The sequence below is a fragment of the Gaoshiqia hydrogeniformans genome (genome assembly GCF_049347105.1).
In the GTDB taxonomy this organism is placed as follows: Bacteria; Bacteroidota; Bacteroidia; order Bacteroidales; family Prolixibacteraceae; genus Gaoshiqia; species Gaoshiqia hydrogeniformans.
Genome location: NZ_CP186334.1, coordinates 3804750 through 3819973, shown reverse-complemented (window position 1 = coordinate 3819973; position 15224 = coordinate 3804750). Strand labels below are relative to the sequence as shown.

General features: G+C 44.1%; 15 protein-coding genes and 2 tRNA genes. 6 read left to right on the top strand and 11 right to left on the bottom strand.

Annotated features, from left to right (window positions below):
* Positions 1 to 116 precede the first annotated feature (116 nt).
* On the top strand, positions 117 to 1052 hold the full coding sequence (locus ACOIT5_RS15175; protein ID WP_423127004.1) for an AraC family transcriptional regulator: 936 nt from the start codon (positions 117 to 119) through the stop codon (positions 1050 to 1052).
* On the opposite strand, the gene trxA is transcribed toward ACOIT5_RS15175, so the two are convergent.
* From trxA to ACOIT5_RS15155, 4 genes are all read right to left on the bottom strand, one after another.
* Entirely contained in the window at positions 1027 to 1341 is a 315-nt protein-coding gene (gene trxA, locus ACOIT5_RS15170) for a thioredoxin (protein WP_423127003.1), read from the bottom strand. The genes ACOIT5_RS15175 and trxA overlap by 26 nt on opposite strands.
* Positions 1342 to 1672: 331 nt before the next feature.
* Positions 1673 to 1748 (bottom strand) — tRNA-Arg (locus tag ACOIT5_RS15165).
* 64 nt (positions 1749 to 1812) lie between these two features.
* Complete coding sequence (locus tag ACOIT5_RS15160; RefSeq protein WP_423127002.1) at positions 1813 to 2115, bottom strand: thiamine-binding protein; 303 nt, start codon at positions 2113 to 2115, stop codon at positions 1813 to 1815.
* Entirely contained in the window at positions 2093 to 2869 is a 777-nt protein-coding gene (locus tag ACOIT5_RS15155) for a hypothetical protein (RefSeq protein ID WP_423127001.1), read from the bottom strand. The genes ACOIT5_RS15160 and ACOIT5_RS15155 overlap by 23 nt, the downstream gene beginning before the upstream one ends.
* 143 nt (positions 2870 to 3012) lie before the next feature.
* Here ACOIT5_RS15155 and feoB point away from each other — a divergent pair, with 143 nt between their 5' ends.
* Together feoB and ACOIT5_RS15145 are read left to right on the top strand one after the other, a co-directional pair.
* Positions 3013 to 5475 (top strand): ferrous iron transport protein B, encoded by a 2463-nt coding sequence (feoB, locus tag ACOIT5_RS15150; RefSeq protein ID WP_423127000.1) that lies wholly within the window; start codon positions 3013 to 3015, stop codon positions 5473 to 5475.
* A 33-nt stretch (positions 5476 to 5508) separates the two neighbouring features.
* Positions 5509 to 5706 carry a hypothetical protein gene (locus ACOIT5_RS15145; RefSeq protein WP_423126999.1) on the top strand — a complete coding sequence of 66 codons (198 nt, stop codon included), beginning with the start codon at positions 5509 to 5511 and terminating at the stop codon, positions 5704 to 5706.
* Between the two features lie 5 nt (positions 5707 to 5711).
* Here ACOIT5_RS15145 and rpe read toward each other — a convergent pair whose 3' ends face one another.
* Both rpe and ACOIT5_RS15135 read right to left on the bottom strand, forming a co-directional pair.
* Positions 5712 to 6365, bottom strand: coding sequence for a ribulose-phosphate 3-epimerase (rpe, locus tag ACOIT5_RS15140; RefSeq protein ID WP_423126998.1), 654 nt, complete (start codon positions 6363 to 6365; stop codon positions 5712 to 5714).
* A 65-nt stretch (positions 6366 to 6430) separates the two neighbouring features.
* The gene (locus ACOIT5_RS15135) at positions 6431 to 7297 is read right to left on the bottom strand and encodes a sigma-70 family RNA polymerase sigma factor (RefSeq protein WP_423126997.1); all 867 of its coding nucleotides are present in this window, start codon (positions 7295 to 7297) and stop codon (positions 6431 to 6433) included.
* 384 nt (positions 7298 to 7681) lie between these two features.
* On the opposite strand from ACOIT5_RS15135, the gene rho reads away from it, so the two are divergent.
* Positions 7682 to 9448, top strand: a complete 1767-nt coding sequence (rho, locus tag ACOIT5_RS15130) for a transcription termination factor Rho (protein ID WP_423126996.1) — start codon at positions 7682 to 7684, stop codon at positions 9446 to 9448.
* Positions 9449 to 9641: 193 nt separating this feature from the next.
* Here the strand turns inward: rho and ACOIT5_RS15125 are convergent, their stop codons facing one another.
* From ACOIT5_RS15125 to ACOIT5_RS15115, 3 genes are all read right to left on the bottom strand, one after another.
* Positions 9642 to 11423, bottom strand: coding sequence for an aminopeptidase P family protein (locus ACOIT5_RS15125; protein WP_423126995.1), 1782 nt, complete (start codon positions 11421 to 11423; stop codon positions 9642 to 9644).
* 15 nt (positions 11424 to 11438) lie between these two features.
* A complete protein-coding gene (locus tag ACOIT5_RS15120) occupies positions 11439 to 11978 on the bottom strand; it encodes an NUDIX hydrolase (RefSeq protein WP_423126994.1) in 540 nt (179 codons plus the stop codon).
* Positions 11979 to 12039: 61 nt separating this feature from the next.
* On the bottom strand, positions 12040 to 12948 hold the full coding sequence (locus ACOIT5_RS15115; protein ID WP_423126993.1) for an alpha/beta hydrolase: 909 nt from the start codon (positions 12946 to 12948) through the stop codon (positions 12040 to 12042).
* A 121-nt stretch (positions 12949 to 13069) separates the two neighbouring features.
* On the opposite strand from ACOIT5_RS15115, the gene ACOIT5_RS15110 reads away from it, so the two are divergent.
* Positions 13070 to 13693 (top strand): LysE family translocator, encoded by a 624-nt coding sequence (locus tag ACOIT5_RS15110; protein WP_423126992.1) that lies wholly within the window; start codon positions 13070 to 13072, stop codon positions 13691 to 13693.
* A gap of 9 nt (positions 13694 to 13702) precedes the next feature.
* On the opposite strand, the gene ACOIT5_RS15105 is transcribed toward ACOIT5_RS15110, so the two are convergent.
* Both ACOIT5_RS15105 and ACOIT5_RS15100 read right to left on the bottom strand, forming a co-directional pair.
* Positions 13703 to 14107: an acyl-CoA thioesterase gene (locus ACOIT5_RS15105; RefSeq protein WP_423126991.1), complete on the bottom strand. Its 405-nt coding sequence runs from the start codon at positions 14105 to 14107 to the stop codon at positions 13703 to 13705.
* A 5-nt stretch (positions 14108 to 14112) separates the two neighbouring features.
* Complete coding sequence (locus ACOIT5_RS15100) at positions 14113 to 14916, bottom strand: SDR family oxidoreductase (protein ID WP_423126990.1); 804 nt, start codon at positions 14914 to 14916, stop codon at positions 14113 to 14115.
* A 184-nt stretch (positions 14917 to 15100) separates the two neighbouring features.
* On the opposite strand from ACOIT5_RS15100, the gene ACOIT5_RS15095 reads away from it, so the two are divergent.
* Positions 15101 to 15173: transfer RNA gene (locus ACOIT5_RS15095), tRNA-Lys, on the top strand.
* The last annotated feature ends 51 nt before the right edge of the window (positions 15174 to 15224 follow it).

Sequence of the window (15224 nt, the reverse complement as noted above, 5' to 3'; positions counted from 1 at the left end):
TTTGTTCCTGCAATCAGGTTGTGGCAAGTTATAAACGATTTAGAATGAAATCAATTTGAAATCTGATTATAAAACTTTAAATTTTGACACCTTTTTAACTGCTAAAAACTAACTGCATGAACAAAATAAGGTCCTCCCGCGAAATTTGCTATCCGCCGGTATCGGCTACCGACCGGCAATGGGGATTGACGGTAACAACAACCGGGTATCAGGCTGTTCCTCCCAACAGCGAATATCCCACTGCGGGCCATTCGGCAGCTTATTATTTCAGTGTTGGCAACGGACGGATTCTGGATGAATACCAACTGGTATATATCGATAAGGGACGCGGGATGTTTCGTTCGTCATCGGTGAAAGAAGTTCTGCTGGAAGAAGGCAGCCTGTTTATGCTGTTCCCGAATGAATGGCACACCTACCGCCCTGACCGGGAAACAGGTTGGGGTACCTTCTGGATTGGATTTAAAGGAGAAAACATGGACCAACTGATGAAGGGGCATTTTTTTACAAAAGCGTCGCCGGTTATCCACCTCGGTTACCAGGAAAAACTGATCGGACTGTTTCAGGAAGCGCTTAACGTCGCGCGGCACGAACGTCCCGGATGCCAGCAACTGCTTGCCGGGCTGATCAGCCTCATGCTGGGAATAATTCATTACGAAAAACGGAATGAAGATATCCGAAACGACCACATGCACCGGCTTATCGGTAAGGCCCGCCTGATGATGAAAGAAAAGGTCTGGCAAAATATCTCGCCCGAACAGGTTGCCGGCGAATTGAATATGAGCTATTCCTGGTTCCGCCGTTTTTTCAGAAAATACACAGGGGTCTCACCCGGTCAGTATCTTATTCACCTGAGAATCAGGCTAGCGCGTGAACTACTGGAACAAACCGGTTTATCGGTAAAAGAAATAGCCGGGCAACTCGGGTTCGAATCAGCCGGTTATTTTTCCGTTTTTTTCAAGCGACAAACCGGCGTAGGCCCGCTGGACTACAGGAAAAGCAAACAAAAGCCGGTTTTTCGTGAGAAAATCAATATTCAGCAAGATATTGACTGATGACAGCAGCCAGTTCCGGCCCGGGAACAAGTCCTTCGTTTGTCCATTTTATATTTCCCGATTTAAACAAAATCAGGGTAGGTATGCTTTTCACTTGAAACTGATTGGCAATTAACGGGTTCTGATCAACATTTACCTTCAGGATACGGATATTTTCTTTAAAAGCAGTTTTCATGTCTTTTAAAACAGGCTGTATTTGTTTGCATGGTTGACACCAATCGGCATAAAAATCAACCAATACCGGTTTCTCCGATTTAATAATCTGTATAAAACGATTGTTCGCCCTCATTGCATTCTTTCAATATCCTTATCTCCAACACCTGTACCTTTAATTCCGTTCTGCCGGCATATCCCCGACTACCCGAAATGATCATCCACCAAAAGCGTCTGACACAAATTAAAGTTGATTAACTCCCGTAAAAAAACACAAACAGAGATTAAGACCTCTTTAGCTTTTAATCTGTATCTTCATTTTTAACAGGAAGGCGACGTATAAGTTCTTAGATTTCTTATCGATAATACTGATAACGGATAGATTTTCGCGAACAGGGGCCAAAAATTTTAGCCCGATGAGAAAAATTAAGGCCGTCTCAAACTTCATTTTGAGACGGCCTTCGATTTGGTGACCCCGGAGAGACTCGAACCCCCAACCTTCTGATCCGTAGTCAGATGCTCTATCCATTAAGCTACGGGGCCTTTGTTAAAAGCGCTGCAAATATAATACTTTTCAGATACAAATATCAAACAAAATCAACTTTTTTCAATCTTCATATTTCGCCATCTTGTCGTCAATGGTTACATCTGACTGAAATACAGTCTGTATCTTTATGTAAGTCATTAATTTTTGTGTGCCGTTTTTTTCCAGAACCTCGTGAACCCGTTTCACCAAAGCCATCACCTCATCATAGGTTCCTTCGATAACCGTTTCAAACGGGCAAACCTTATACTTTAGCCCGGATGCTCCGATTTCGGCAATCGCCAGATCAACCAGATCGTAACTGTCAATGCCTTCAGCCTGGGGCAACACCTGGAGAGCCAGGTTAATCTTGTTCTTCGTCTTCATCTTCATCTTCGTATTCGTATTCACCATCGTCATCCGAATGGTTATCCAGAAAATCCTTGATCTCCTGAACGGTCAGTTTCTTCACGTTGGTGATAATAACATCCTCGCGTAAAAAATTACCGTATTGATTACATTCGTCGATAAACGACTTAAAGATTTCCTGCAAATTTTTCTTTAAAGGAAAGAGAAACAAGCCAAAAGCAAGGCCCTCCTGAAAACTGATCTCTTCCAGTTCGCCTTCGACTTTACTTAAAAAGAACTGAAATTCGTTCGAAACAACTTTTCGTTGCGTTTCGGTAAAAGCTTCTTCAACGTCGTTTTTCATTAAAGCGATGAAGTACCTGATTGTTTTTCCTTTACCGCCAAGACCGGTTGATATAAACACCTGCTGCTCGCCCAGCAGCGAACTCTGCAAAATCATACGGCTCTCCTGCAGGGCCAACACCGCCCAGTCTCTTAAAACACCTTCATTATTTTTATGAAACCGTTCAATAATCCGAAAAGCTTCCACATGATCATGACTGGCCAGGCGTACCAACAACTGCTTTTTTTGCCCGACAGATGCGTCGGGAGCATTCAATTCCTGCTCGGCAAGGGCAAAATCGTCGATGACTTCATTGTTCCGCTTGTCTTTGGCAAAGTCAAAATATTCCATCTGAAGATCCACATCAATCTGTTCTTCCAGAATACTGAAATTATCCGGCAAAGAATCAATGGCTTCCTGTATTTTTTTTAGGTTGTTCTTTCCTTCCATGATCATTTTATAAGCATACAAAGATAAAGGAATGGTCAAAGTATAACCGGCTTTTTAGGTTTTTTTTAAGTTATATTAAAAACTTAAATATCTTTGCCTGGCTATTTTTATTTAATTTAAATTAGTATAGAGGGAATTTACAGGTGAGGCTTTCTGAAGTAAAAAATAATGAAACAGTAATCATAACCAAGGTCTTGGGACATGGTTCCTTCAGAAAAAGGATTACAGAAATGGGATTTGTGAAAGGGAAAGAGGTGAAAGTGATCAAAAACACGCCTTTTAAGGGTCCGATTGAGTATAAGATTCTGGATTACAACATCACCTTACGCCGCTCCGAAGCCAATTTAATTGAAGTCATTTCGCCCCACGAGTTTAAATCGCCTGAGGTTTCGGGTTATGAAGGCGTTATTGACAAAGAGATTCTGAAACATTCAGCCCACGAAAAGGGAAAAATCATCAATATTGCCCTGGTTGGAAACCCGAACTGCGGAAAAACTACCCTGTTTAACTTTTTATCCGGATCAAAAGAACACGTGGGCAATTACAGCGGGGTAACCATCCATGCAAAGAAAGCTACGTTTAAAAAATCCGACTACAGGTTCAACCTGGTCGACCTGCCCGGAACCTATTCGTTGACAGCCTATTCGCCCGAAGAAATATACGTACGGAAATACATCTGGAAAGAAACGCCGGACATTGTCATCAACGTGATTGACTCGTCAAACCTGGAGCGGAATTTGTTCCTGACCACCCAACTGATCGACATGGACATCAAGGTCATTTGTGCCCTGAACATGTACGACGAACTCCTAAAAAACCAAAATCATTTTGATTATCAGAAGTTGGGCAAACTGATCGGGATACCGATTATCCCCACCATCAGTTCAAAAGGAAAAGGCATTGACGAGTTGCTTCAAAAGGCCATCGAGGTTTATGAGGACCGCGATCCGATTGTCCGCCACATTCACATCAATTACGGGGTGGAAATTGAAAAATCGATTCAGCGGATGAGGGTAAAAATAAAAGAAAATAAACCCATCACCGATAAAATCTCGTCGCGTTTCCTGGCGCTTAAGTTGCTTGAAAAGGATAACGAAACTCTTTTTAACCTGTCGAAGTATCCCAATTTTGACGAGATAAAAAGTATCACGAAAGAGGAATGTAAACGGATTGAAACCCTGTACAACGAAGACAGCGAAACCATTATTACTGATGCCAAATACGGTTTCATAGCCGGAGCGTTGAAAGAGACTTTCCGGCAAAAAATCGACCCTCAAAAGTCAGGCTCCGAACGGATCGACCGGGTTCTGACTCATCCGGTGCTGGGTTTTCCAATTTTTTTGATCCTGATATTCAGCGCCTTTTTTGCCACTTTCAGCCTGGGGAATTACCCGATGACCTGGATCGAGCAATTTGTGACATGGCTAAACGACACCGTTTCATCCGTCATGGCCGAAGGTATGCTTCGCGACCTGCTGACAAACGGCATCATTGACGGAACCGGAAGTGTTTTGGTCTTTCTCCCCAACATCCTGATCTTATTTTTTTTCATCTCGCTGATGGAAGACTCGGGCTACATGGCGCGTGCAGCTTTTATCATGGATAAAATCATGCACTTTTTCGGCCTTCACGGAAGGTCGTTTATTCCCATGATCATGGGATTCGGCTGTAATGTGCCGGCCATCATGTCGACCCGCACCTTGCGCAATCCGGGCGACCGCCTGCTTACCATGCTGATCATCCCGTTTATGTCGTGCAGCGCCAGGTTACCGGTATACGTCCTGTTTATCTCGGCCTTTTTCCCCAGCTATCCGGGTTTGGTTTTGGCCGGCCTCTATTTCTCCGGTATTTTGATTGCATTTATTGTCGCTCAGGTTTTTAATAAAACTCTGTTCAGAAACAAAGAAACTCCTTTTGTCTTGGAATTGCCTCCTTACCGGATTCCCACCCTCCGGAATATTATGATCCACATGTGGGACAAAGCCTATCAGTACCTGAAAAAAATAGCCGGGGTAATTCTGATCGGCGTGATTATTATCTGGGCCTTGGGGTATTTCCCGAGGCATACAAAGGACACAGATGCGATTAAACAACAAATCGAAATTGTTGAGGCAGGAAATCAGCCTGATAAAGAAAAACTGATCGCTCATTTAACCACAGAACAGGAATCTTTGCGCCTGAAAAGTTCTTACCTGGGACGTATCGGTCAAGTAGTTGAACCGGTAATGAGGCCGCTTGGTTTCGACTGGAAAATGAGCATCAGCTTACTGGCGGGCCTTCCGGCAAAAGAAATTGTGGTGAGCACCATGGGTGTTTTATACCAGGCAGAAGACGACGATGCTCTCAGTTTGCCTGAAAAATTGCGAAAAGAACAGTATGCATCCGGGCCCAAAAAAGGAGAACAGGTAATCTCGATACCGGTCGCTCTGGCATTTTTGATTTTTGTGCTGATTTATTTCCCATGTATCGGGGTAATTGCAACAATAAAAAACGAATCAGGAAAACTCTTCTGGGCGCTGTTTACGATGGGCTACACCACGTTGCTGGCGTGGATCCTGGCTTTTCTGACCTTACATATCAGTTCATTTTTTCTGGGAAATTTGTAAACAAACCAGAGTCTAAAACATTTTAATATCTGTATGATTCAGGAAATAATTACCTACACCATCATCGCCGCGGCAATTGGCTTTGCCCTGTTCCGGATTTATAAATCGCTTGGCCTGCTGAACCATGTCAGGCAAGCTGATACATCGGACAAATGTGGCGGGTGCAGCGCTGATTGTGCCCTTCGAAGCCTGCCTGCTGCTAAAAGCTGCACAACGTCCCCAAAAGCCTGATTTTCTTATAATTCTTTAAATTGATTAATTGTTGCCGCCGGATCATCGGCATGAAAGATAAAACTCCCCGAAACCAGGATGTCGGCGCCTGCTTCATATAATTTCCGACCGGTTTCAAAATTCACACCCCCGTCTACTTCAATCAGGCAAACAGAATTTTTCGACAAAATCAGTTCCTTCAGGGCACCAACTTTCCGATAAGAATTCTCAATAAATTTTTGCCCGCCAAAACCGGGATTTACCGACATAATCAGCACCATATCCAGGTCTGAAATAATATCTTCGAGCAGGTGGACGGGCGTGTGCGGGTTTAAACAAACGCTGGCTTTCATCCCGGAGCTTTTGATCCGCTCCACCGTCCGATGCAAATGGGTGCAGGCTTCGTAATGGACCGTTAAGAGGTCGGCGCCGGCCGCTTTAAACGTTTCGATGTACTGATCGGGATTGACAATCATCAGGTGGACATCCAATGGTTTCTGTGCTATTTTACCAACTTGTTCGATGACCGGAATCCCAAAAGAGATATTGGGAACGAAAACTCCGTCCATGACATCACAGTGAATATAGTCAGCCTGACTGACATTCAGCATCTTAATGTCATTTGCCAAATTTAAAAAATCAGCAGAAAGGATTGAAGGAGCAAGCATTTTTTGTGTCATAGCCAACATTTTGCCCCAAAAATAAGGTTTTCAGGATATAACCTGCAACAGAATGAAAAAAATGTTCATTGTCCGAGGTAAGCTTTCAGCAACCGATTTCGGTAATTGTTTTTAAGCTTTTTAATGGATTTTTCCTTAATCTGGCGCACGCGCTCACGGGTAAGGCCAAATACATCGCCAATTTCTTCAAGGGTATGCTGCCGGTAACCATTCAGACCGAAATAATATTTCAGGATTTCAGCTTCACGCTCCCCCAGTGTTGACAGGGTGCGTTCAATCTCCTTCCTCAATGAACTGGTAATTAAACCATCGTCCGGGCTTGGGGATTCGTTATTCAACATAACATCATAAAGACTATTGTCATCTTCATCACGCAAAGGAGCATCCATGGAAACATGGTGATTGGATACTTTAATCGCATCTTCGACCAAATCAGCAGACGTATCCAGAATATTGGCCACTTCTTCCGGGGTGGGCTCACGCTGATATTCCTGTTCCAGTTTCGAAAAAGTCCGGTTTATTTTATTGATTGATCCAATTTTATTCAGCGGAAGGCGCACGATCCGGGCCTGCTCGGCTAATGCTTGTAAGATCGACTGCCGGATCCACCACACGGCATAAGAAATAAACTTAAACCCGCGGGTCTCATCAAAACGCTGTGCTGCTTTAATCAGACCAAGATTTCCTTCATTGATCAGATCGGGCAAGCTTAATCCTTGGTTTTGATATTGTTTTGACACTGAAACAACAAAGCGGAGATTAGCCTTAATTAATTCTTCCAATGCTTCCCGGTCCCCTTTTTTAATCCGTTTTGCCAGCTCCACTTCCTTTTCAGCAGAAAGAAGTTCCACCTTACCAATCTCATGGAGGTATTTATCCAAGGATAAGGTTTCCCTGTTCGTCACCTGTTTTGTAATCTTTAACTGCCTCATTGGATTAAATACGTTTGTTTTTCAAAGATCATTCAAGTATACTCTTACTGTAACCAGCACTTACCCGTAATGTTCTTACAGGGCCTGAAAATAATGATTAATCACCTGAATTTAGACATTCTTTTTTATTTTTTAACGAACGACTGCAAATTCTTGACGAAACATGCTTTTCAGCTTATAAACAAACTATTTTGCCTGTTTATTGTTTAAAATATAAGCTCCTTTTAAGGGTGTTTTTGTGCCGAATTCTGAAAAAAAGTATTTTTTTTTGGCGAATATGTACTTATTACTTATAATTGCAAAATAATTCGAAATCCAATTTTCTTAATCCTTTTATCGAAATTCTTCTCCAGATTTTTTTGGACTTAAATTAATTTTCAAAATATGTATGATATCATTGAGTTAAGCAGAAAGTTGCTTCCCGACTTGCGGGAAATAGCTAAAGAGCTTAAAATCAGAAAGGTTGAATCTTACAAGAAACAAGATCTGATTTATAAAATTTTAGACACGCAGGCCATTCTTGCTTCTGAGCGTAAATCGGAAAGCTCGAAAGAAAAAATGTCCCGGCCAAAACAAACTCCAACTCCAACTCCAACACAGCCAGATACTCAGGAAAATAAAGAGAAGAATTTGACGGAAGAAGCGTCAAATAATCCGGAACAGCCTCAGAAACGCCGCCGGACAGCTGTTGTAATTAAAGCTGCCAGCGCTTTTGATTTCACCCGAAGACAACGGGAAAAGGAGAGAGAGAGAGAGGCCAAAGCGGCCCAGGAGAGCGCCGAAGAAATGAAGGCCGAAGAGGAAATGAAGGCAACCGAAGCAGAAGATATTAAGGAAGCTTCGACCAAACCGGAAACGGCAGAAAAAGAAACACAGGCTGAAGTCAGAAAAGACTTTCAACGCGATTTTTCAAAAGATCAGAAACCGCAGCAAGAGCAACGTAAAGTGAAACACCCGAAATGGGATAATCAGCAAAATCCCAATAAACCCAAACAGGGTAACGGTGGAAATGTAGCTGAAAAACCATATGAATTTGAAGGAATTATCACCAACACCGGCGTACTCGAAATTATGCCCGACGGTTACGGTTTTTTGCGTTCTTCAGACTATAATTACCTGAATTCGCCGGACGATATTTATGTGTCGCAATCGCAAATTAAACTGTTCGGGTTGAAAACCGGCGATACCATCACCGGCACCATCCGCCCGCCCAAAGAAGGTGAAAAGTATTTCCCGCTGATCAAAGTGATGGAAATTAACGGACGCACTCCCGATTATATTCGCGACCGCGTTCCGTTCGATCACCTGACTCCTTTGTTTCCGAATGAAAAATTTAACCTCACCGGAAAAGGTCATGATAATATATCAACCCGTGTCGTTGATTTGTTTGCCCCGATCGGGAAAGGACAGCGTGGCTTAATTGTCGCCCAGCCCAAAACCGGTAAAACCATGTTGCTGAAGGAAATTGCAAATGCCATTGCAGCCAACCATCCTGAAGTATATATGATTGTGCTGCTGATTGATGAACGCCCGGAAGAGGTAACTGATATGGCACGCAGCGTCAACGCCGAAGTTATTTCGTCCACTTTTGACGAACCGGCGGAACGACACGTACGCGTAGCCGGCATGGTGCTCGAAAAAGCCAAACGCCTGGTTGAATGCGGACATGATGTGGTGATCCTGCTTGACTCCATTACCCGTTTGGCCCGTGCATACAACACAGTAGCGCCGGCCTCGGGCAAAGTGCTTTCGGGTGGTGTTGACGCAAACGCCCTGCACAAGCCCAAACGCTTCTTTGGAGCTGCCCGTAATATCGAAGAAGGCGGTTCGCTGACCATTCTTTCAACCGCACTGACAGAAACCGGTTCAAAAATGGATGACGTGATCTTTGAAGAATTCAAAGGAACCGGTAACATGGAACTTCAGCTCGACCGAAAATTATCCAACAAACGTATTTTCCCGGCCGTGGATATCGTTTCTTCGAGTACGCGTCGCGAAGACCTGCTGCTGTCTAAGGCGATGATGGATAAAGTGTGGATCCTGAGAAATTACCTGGCCGACATGAACTCGCTGGAGGCGATGGAATTTATCAAAGACCGGTTAATGAAGACCAACTCGATTGAAGAATTCCTGATTTCGATGAATACTTAAACGAGTTTGAATAAAAGATACTCACAACGAATAAGGAAAGCCGGTAATTTTGCCGGCTTTTTTAGTATAAAGTTAGGCATCTGATAGCGGTCGTCATGCTGAATTTATTTCAGCATCTCATGATAGATCAACAGATTCCGATCCGGCAGTTGCCGGACGGAATGACCTTCCGTCATTAGCCACTTACTCAACATTAGTTTAGTTTTGCCGTAATCTGTTTCAGAAATTCCTTTTTTTCGCCGGTCAATAATCCGGAAAGTTCTTTGTAACACCATTGATGGTAGTCATTGATCCAATCCGTTTCTTCCGGAGTCAGCAATTCCCGGTCCACCAGCTTAAGATCGATCGGGCATAAGGTCAAGGTTTGAAAACCGTAAAACCGGCCAAATTCGGTTCTTTCAGCTTCCACACATACCATCATATTTTCGGTACGCAAGCCATATCCGCCTTCACGGTAAAAACCCGGCTCATTCGACATCACCATGCCCGGGACAATCGCATGCTCATTATATTCCTGGCGGATGCTCATCGGCCCTTCATGCACATTTAAAAAGTAACCGATGCCATGAGCCGTCCCGTGCCCGTAATTCAACCCATGCTCCCACATCGGTTTCCGGGCCAGAATATCCAGGTTGCAACCTTTTGTTCCTGCCGGAAATTTTGCCATTGAAAGACCAATCATCCCCTTTAATACCAATGTAAAATCCGTTTTCTGCTGCCTGGTCGGCTCTGACAGGGTTACGGTCCGGGTAATATCCGTGGTTCCCGTCAGGTATTGTCCGCCCGAATCGAACAACAGGATGCCCTCGTCCAAAACAGGCTGTGCCGTCTCCTCGGTGACTGAACGGTGAATAATAGCTCCGGCTTCTTTATACCCAATAATTGGGAAAAAACTGGAACCTTTGTATCCTTCCTGAAGAGACCTGAAATACGACAGTTTTTGGGCAATCTCCCACTCTGTGACCACTTGTTTACCAATAGTCTGATCCAGCCAATACAGAAACTCGACCATCGCCACGCCGTCTTTTCGCATGGTTTCGCGGATATTTTTCAGCTCAGCCTCTGATTTAACGGCCTTCAGCATAGCCGGTACCGAAACCTGATTGATGATCTCCACGCCGGAAGGGATGGACTCCATCAATGCCTGATTAGTCCGGGTTGGATCAATCAAAATTACTCCGTTAAAGGATTTCAGGTCTTCAAAAACGGCTTCATATGGTTTTAACTGAATGTCCTCCTCGTGCAGTTTCTGCTTTAATTCATCGGGAACTTTTTCCTTGTTGATGTACAGAAATACCTGCTTGTCGGTAATCAGTGCATAGGCGACAAAAACCGGGTTAAAATCAACATCCTGTCCTCGCAGGTTGAAGGTCCATGCTAAGTCATCCAAAGCCGTAACCAAGCTTGCAACAGCGCCGCTTTTTTTCATCTCGCCCCTGATTCGTGCAATTTTCGTCAACCGGCTTTCTCCTGCATACCTCAACTCATGTTCAAAAACGGTCGTAACCGGCAACTCAGGACGATGATCCCAAACCGATACCAATAAATCGCCCGTATTTTTCAGATGCAGTTTCTTCAGCTTCAGTTCGTCGCGGAAACTTTTATAGGCAGAAACCGACATACATGCGGCGTCGGTCCCAACCAGATCGTCTTTACCAAGGATAGACGCAAGCCACTCTGCGTAAGTCGGAGTGCTTTCCATCCGCATTTTCATCAATCGAATACCGGTTCTCCGGAGTTGTTCCTCTGCTTGCAAAAAATAGCGTGAATCGGTCCAAAGCGCGGCATCGTTTTCCGTAACAATTACCGATCCGGCAGAACCCGTGAAGCCGGAGATAAAGGTCCGGCTTTGCCAATGCAGGGGCAAATACTCATCCTGGTGAGGATCTGTCCCCGAGATGTACCAGGCTTTCACTCCGGCCAGGTTCATCTGTTCCCGGAGCCGTGCCAGTCGTTCCCTGATTATTATTTCCATCTATCTGAAATTCATTTATTTAATCTGTAAGTCAACTAATTTTCGAACGATTTGCTTCATTGATACCGAAGGTAATTCATCCAAATCAACCTGATCCGGAAAATGAAACTCATAACCGGAAATATCGTCCATTGGTACCAGCCGATCCAATGATTGTACCTTTACCCGGAATACCAGGTCGAGGGTAAAAACAACCATTCCCGAAAAAGGGTATTCATTGGGAAACGATCCGAAATACTCCGGTTCGCTGACCTCCACACCGAGTTCTTCCCGAAGTTCGCGGCAAATAGCCTGTTCTGCTGTTTCCATCGGTTCAATAAAACCACCGGGAAGATCGAGCATCCCCAAATGTGGCTGAATGGCTCTCCTTGTAAGCAGAAGTTTTCCTTCGTCGTCAAAAATCAGGGCAGCCACGGCAGCCGAACTGTTAAAATACCAGATAAACGAGCATTTTTCACATTTTTTAGCGCGATCGCCTGCCGGATGAAATTCTACGGAACCGCATACCGGGCAATAATTAAGTACATTTAAGGGGTGAATATCCGAATACATCATTATCTAAACTGTAAGCTGTAAACCTTCTGAAAAAGCCAATCATTCCGAGCAAGAGCTGCGCTTAAATAAAATCCATTTCTTTCATCCAACTGAGAAATAAAACCGGCCATTGTTCAGCTGGCTTATCAATTTTTCTCATTCCAAAGCCATGGCCTCCTTTGTTGAAGATGTGTAACTCAGCAGGAATACCATACTTTTTGAGGGCCATATAGAAACGGATTGAATTTTCAGGCACGACTGTTTTATCGTCATCGGCTAAAATAAAAAAGGTGGGCGGCGTATTTTCAGTGACCTGCAACTCGTTGGAATATAACGATGCCAGTTTCCAGTCGTTGGTTTCGCCAATCAGGTTTTTGCGTGAACCCATATGCCCGATTTTTTCATCAAAACTGATGACCGGATATAACAGCAGCATAAAGTCGGGGCGACTGCTGATTTTTGCCAGCGGATCTGTTGCGCCAGGTTTGCCCAAATCAAAATGTGTCCCGGCAGTTGACGCCAGGTGTCCGCCGGCCGACGAACCGGCAATTCCCACCTTTGCCGGGTCAATCTCCCAGTCTGCCGATTTCGACCGGACATACCGAATCGCCTGCAAAGCATCGGAAAGCGGAACCTCGTGCTGTCCGTACGGAAGACGGTATTTCAGTACAATGCCGGCAATACCGTTTTCTTTCAGGTACTCGGCAATCATAAAACCTTCATGTTCAATCGCTTCAACCCAATACCCGCCACCCGGACAAATGACAACAGCTGCTCCGGTACTTTTTCCGGATTCAGGCAGGTAAACAAATAATTCAGCTTCAGAAATATTATCATAACGCCCGGTTTCCCGTTCAACATAAAAACGCTCTTCTCCGGGAGGAGTATTTTGGTTGGGAGCCCCTGCGGGCCATAACTTCAAACGGTAATCCTGGGTCATACCTTGAAAGCAGATAAGGGTTAATGTCAAAAATAAACTGATTTTTTTCATAAGTGTGATTTTTTCATAAGACGTTGATTGCAAATATACCTTCTGTATCTTTGATTTCCGAAAAATACAGGAATATAGTTGGATAATCGGGGATAAATACAAAATCTGTTATTTTTGCACCATGTCTTTCGCATTTTTCATAAAAGGGATCCTGATCGGCCTGGCGGTGTCCATCCCGCTGGGACCAATTGGCATTCTGGTTATTCAAAGAACCGTTAACCGGAACAGGACTTCGGGCTTTTTTTCCGGCTTGGGAGTTTCCCTTTCCGATACCATTTATGCCATTATTGCCGGATACAGCCTGACCTATATTATTGATTTTATCAGGCTTCACCAGGTGAGTTTTCAAATTATCGGCGCCTTAATCGTACTTTTTTTGGGTATTCATATTTATTTAAAAAACCCGGTACGCGATTTAAGGGAATACCGGCGAAAAGGAAGTTCATATTTTCAGGATCTGGCTTCTACCTTTCTGATTACTTTTCCAAATCCCATGGTCATTTTCATTTTTTTGGCTGTCTTTGCCGGTGCTGGGATTGCGTTCCAGATCGATCAACCCTACCAGGCAGTTCTTGTGATTCTTGGCGTGTTTACCGGAACCAATGCCTGGTGGTTAGGCCTGACGGGAACAGTCAGCATATTCCGACACAAATTTAATCTTCGCATACTGTGGTGGTTCAATAAAATAGCCGGTGCAGCAATCATTCTCCTGGCTGTTGGCACACTGATCTTCACGTTACTCTGAATCCAATCGCTAAAAATACTTCTTCAAAGCCTCAGTAAACCGCTCCGGCGCCCGGCATGGCTTGTTGGTTTTGCTGTTGAAAAAAACAAGGATGACTTCTCCTTCATTCAGCAAATCACCCTGATGATTATAAATCTCGGTCTTAATCAGGAACTTCACCCCGGGTATTTGATCAACAATGGTCCTGACGGTTAATAAATCATCGTAATAGGCCGACTTCAGGTAATTTATTTTCAGGCTTCTGGCCGGAAGCAAAATACCAGACTCTTCAATTTCCTTGTAGGTTAATCCCAAATCACGGATCATTTCCGTACGGCCAATCTCGTAATACCTGGGATATACGCCGTAGTAAACAACGCCCATTTTATCAGTATCTTCGTAGTAGACCCGTACATTTGTTTCGCTAACATACATCACAGTTATTTAAAAGGTGAATCCGGCTCTTTGGCCATGTGTTTATAGGTAAGTTTGTCGAGTAGCCGTGGCCAGAACTTCCCCAGGAAAACGGATAATTTGCCCTCGACAAAAGTAAGAATCAATTCCCGTTTCCGTTTTTCCACTGCATTTACAATATGCACCGCACATTCTTCGGCAGACATCATTCGCTCCTCGTTGCGGGGTGTTTCGCCTTGCTTTGAACCATCGGCAGTCAGGGCAGCCTGCCTCACCTCTGAAGCAGTAAAGCCGGGAGCAGCCACCAGTACATGAAGGCCCTTTTTCATATTTTCAATACGCAGGGTATCCAAAAAACCACGCACTGCAAATTTTGAAGCCGCATAACCTGTGCGCCCGGGCAATCCGACGTAGCCGGCAATAGAAATAACCCCAACTACCGACCCCTTTGTTTTCAACAGTTCAGGCAAGGCAAACTTGGTACAATAAACCGTTCCCCAGAAATTCACGTCCATCAGCTTTCGGATCACATCAAGCTCCAGCTCTTCAAAGATAGCGCGCATGGAAATTCCGGCATTATTTACGAGGACATCAATCCGCCCAAAACGGGCAATAGTTTTTTCAACCAATACCTTACAATCTTCATCCCGGCTGACATCCGTTTGCTGAATCAACGTTTCAGCAGGTTCAAGCTCTTCTTTTAACTGCTCCAGTAAATCGATACGCCTGGCACCCAAAGCCAACTTCGCTCCTCTTTTTGCAAACTCAAAGGCCAGAGCCTTACCAATCCCGGATGAAGCGCCGGTTATAATGACAACTTTGTCCTTCATAATTTTTACTTGCGAAAAACAAAAGTAAACTTTTTTTGTTTTCGTACCGGGCAGGCTTCTAAGAAGTGGGTATGAACCATTGAAAATCGCTTTTTTTTCATTTTTTGCCAGCCGGAATTTGCAATTAACGCCAGAGTTTTTACCTTTGCACCGCCTTTAAACAAAAAGGCACACCAATAAGGATGACTCAGTAGCTCAGCAGGTAGAGCACATCCCTTTTAAGGATGGGGTCCTGGGTTCGAATCCCAGCTGAGTCACACTTAAAGACTACAAAAAACACTAAAAGCGCTTAAATTGAATGGTTTAAG

Excerpts from the sequence above, each read along its gene's own strand:
- ACOIT5_RS15175 (WP_423127004.1), top strand. The coding sequence starts at position 117 with ATGAACAAAATAAGGTCCTCCCGCGAAATTTGCTATCCGCCGGTATCG.
- trxA (WP_423127003.1), bottom strand. The coding sequence starts at position 1,341 with ATGAGGGCGAACAATCGTTTTATACAGATTATTAAATCGGAGAAACCG.
- ACOIT5_RS15160 (WP_423127002.1), bottom strand. The coding sequence starts at position 2,115 with ATGAAGACGAAGAACAAGATTAACCTGGCTCTCCAGGTGTTGCCCCAG.
- ACOIT5_RS15155 (WP_423127001.1), bottom strand. The coding sequence starts at position 2,869 with ATGGAAGGAAAGAACAACCTAAAAAAAATACAGGAAGCCATTGATTCT.
- ACOIT5_RS15145 (WP_423126999.1), top strand. The coding sequence starts at position 5,509 with ATGATTCAGGAAATAATTACCTACACCATCATCGCCGCGGCAATTGGC.
- rpe (WP_423126998.1), bottom strand. The coding sequence starts at position 6,365 with ATGACACAAAAAATGCTTGCTCCTTCAATCCTTTCTGCTGATTTTTTA.
- ACOIT5_RS15135 (WP_423126997.1), bottom strand. The coding sequence starts at position 7,297 with ATGAGGCAGTTAAAGATTACAAAACAGGTGACGAACAGGGAAACCTTA.
- rho (WP_423126996.1), top strand. The coding sequence starts at position 7,682 with ATGTATGATATCATTGAGTTAAGCAGAAAGTTGCTTCCCGACTTGCGG.
- ACOIT5_RS15125 (WP_423126995.1), bottom strand. The coding sequence starts at position 11,423 with ATGGAAATAATAATCAGGGAACGACTGGCACGGCTCCGGGAACAGATG.
- ACOIT5_RS15120 (WP_423126994.1), bottom strand. The coding sequence starts at position 11,978 with ATGATGTATTCGGATATTCACCCCTTAAATGTACTTAATTATTGCCCG.
- ACOIT5_RS15115 (WP_423126993.1), bottom strand. The coding sequence starts at position 12,948 with ATGAAAAAAATCAGTTTATTTTTGACATTAACCCTTATCTGCTTTCAA.
- ACOIT5_RS15110 (WP_423126992.1), top strand. The coding sequence starts at position 13,070 with ATGTCTTTCGCATTTTTCATAAAAGGGATCCTGATCGGCCTGGCGGTG.
- ACOIT5_RS15105 (WP_423126991.1), bottom strand. The coding sequence starts at position 14,107 with ATGTATGTTAGCGAAACAAATGTACGGGTCTACTACGAAGATACTGAT.
- ACOIT5_RS15100 (WP_423126990.1), bottom strand. The coding sequence starts at position 14,916 with ATGAAGGACAAAGTTGTCATTATAACCGGCGCTTCATCCGGGATTGGT.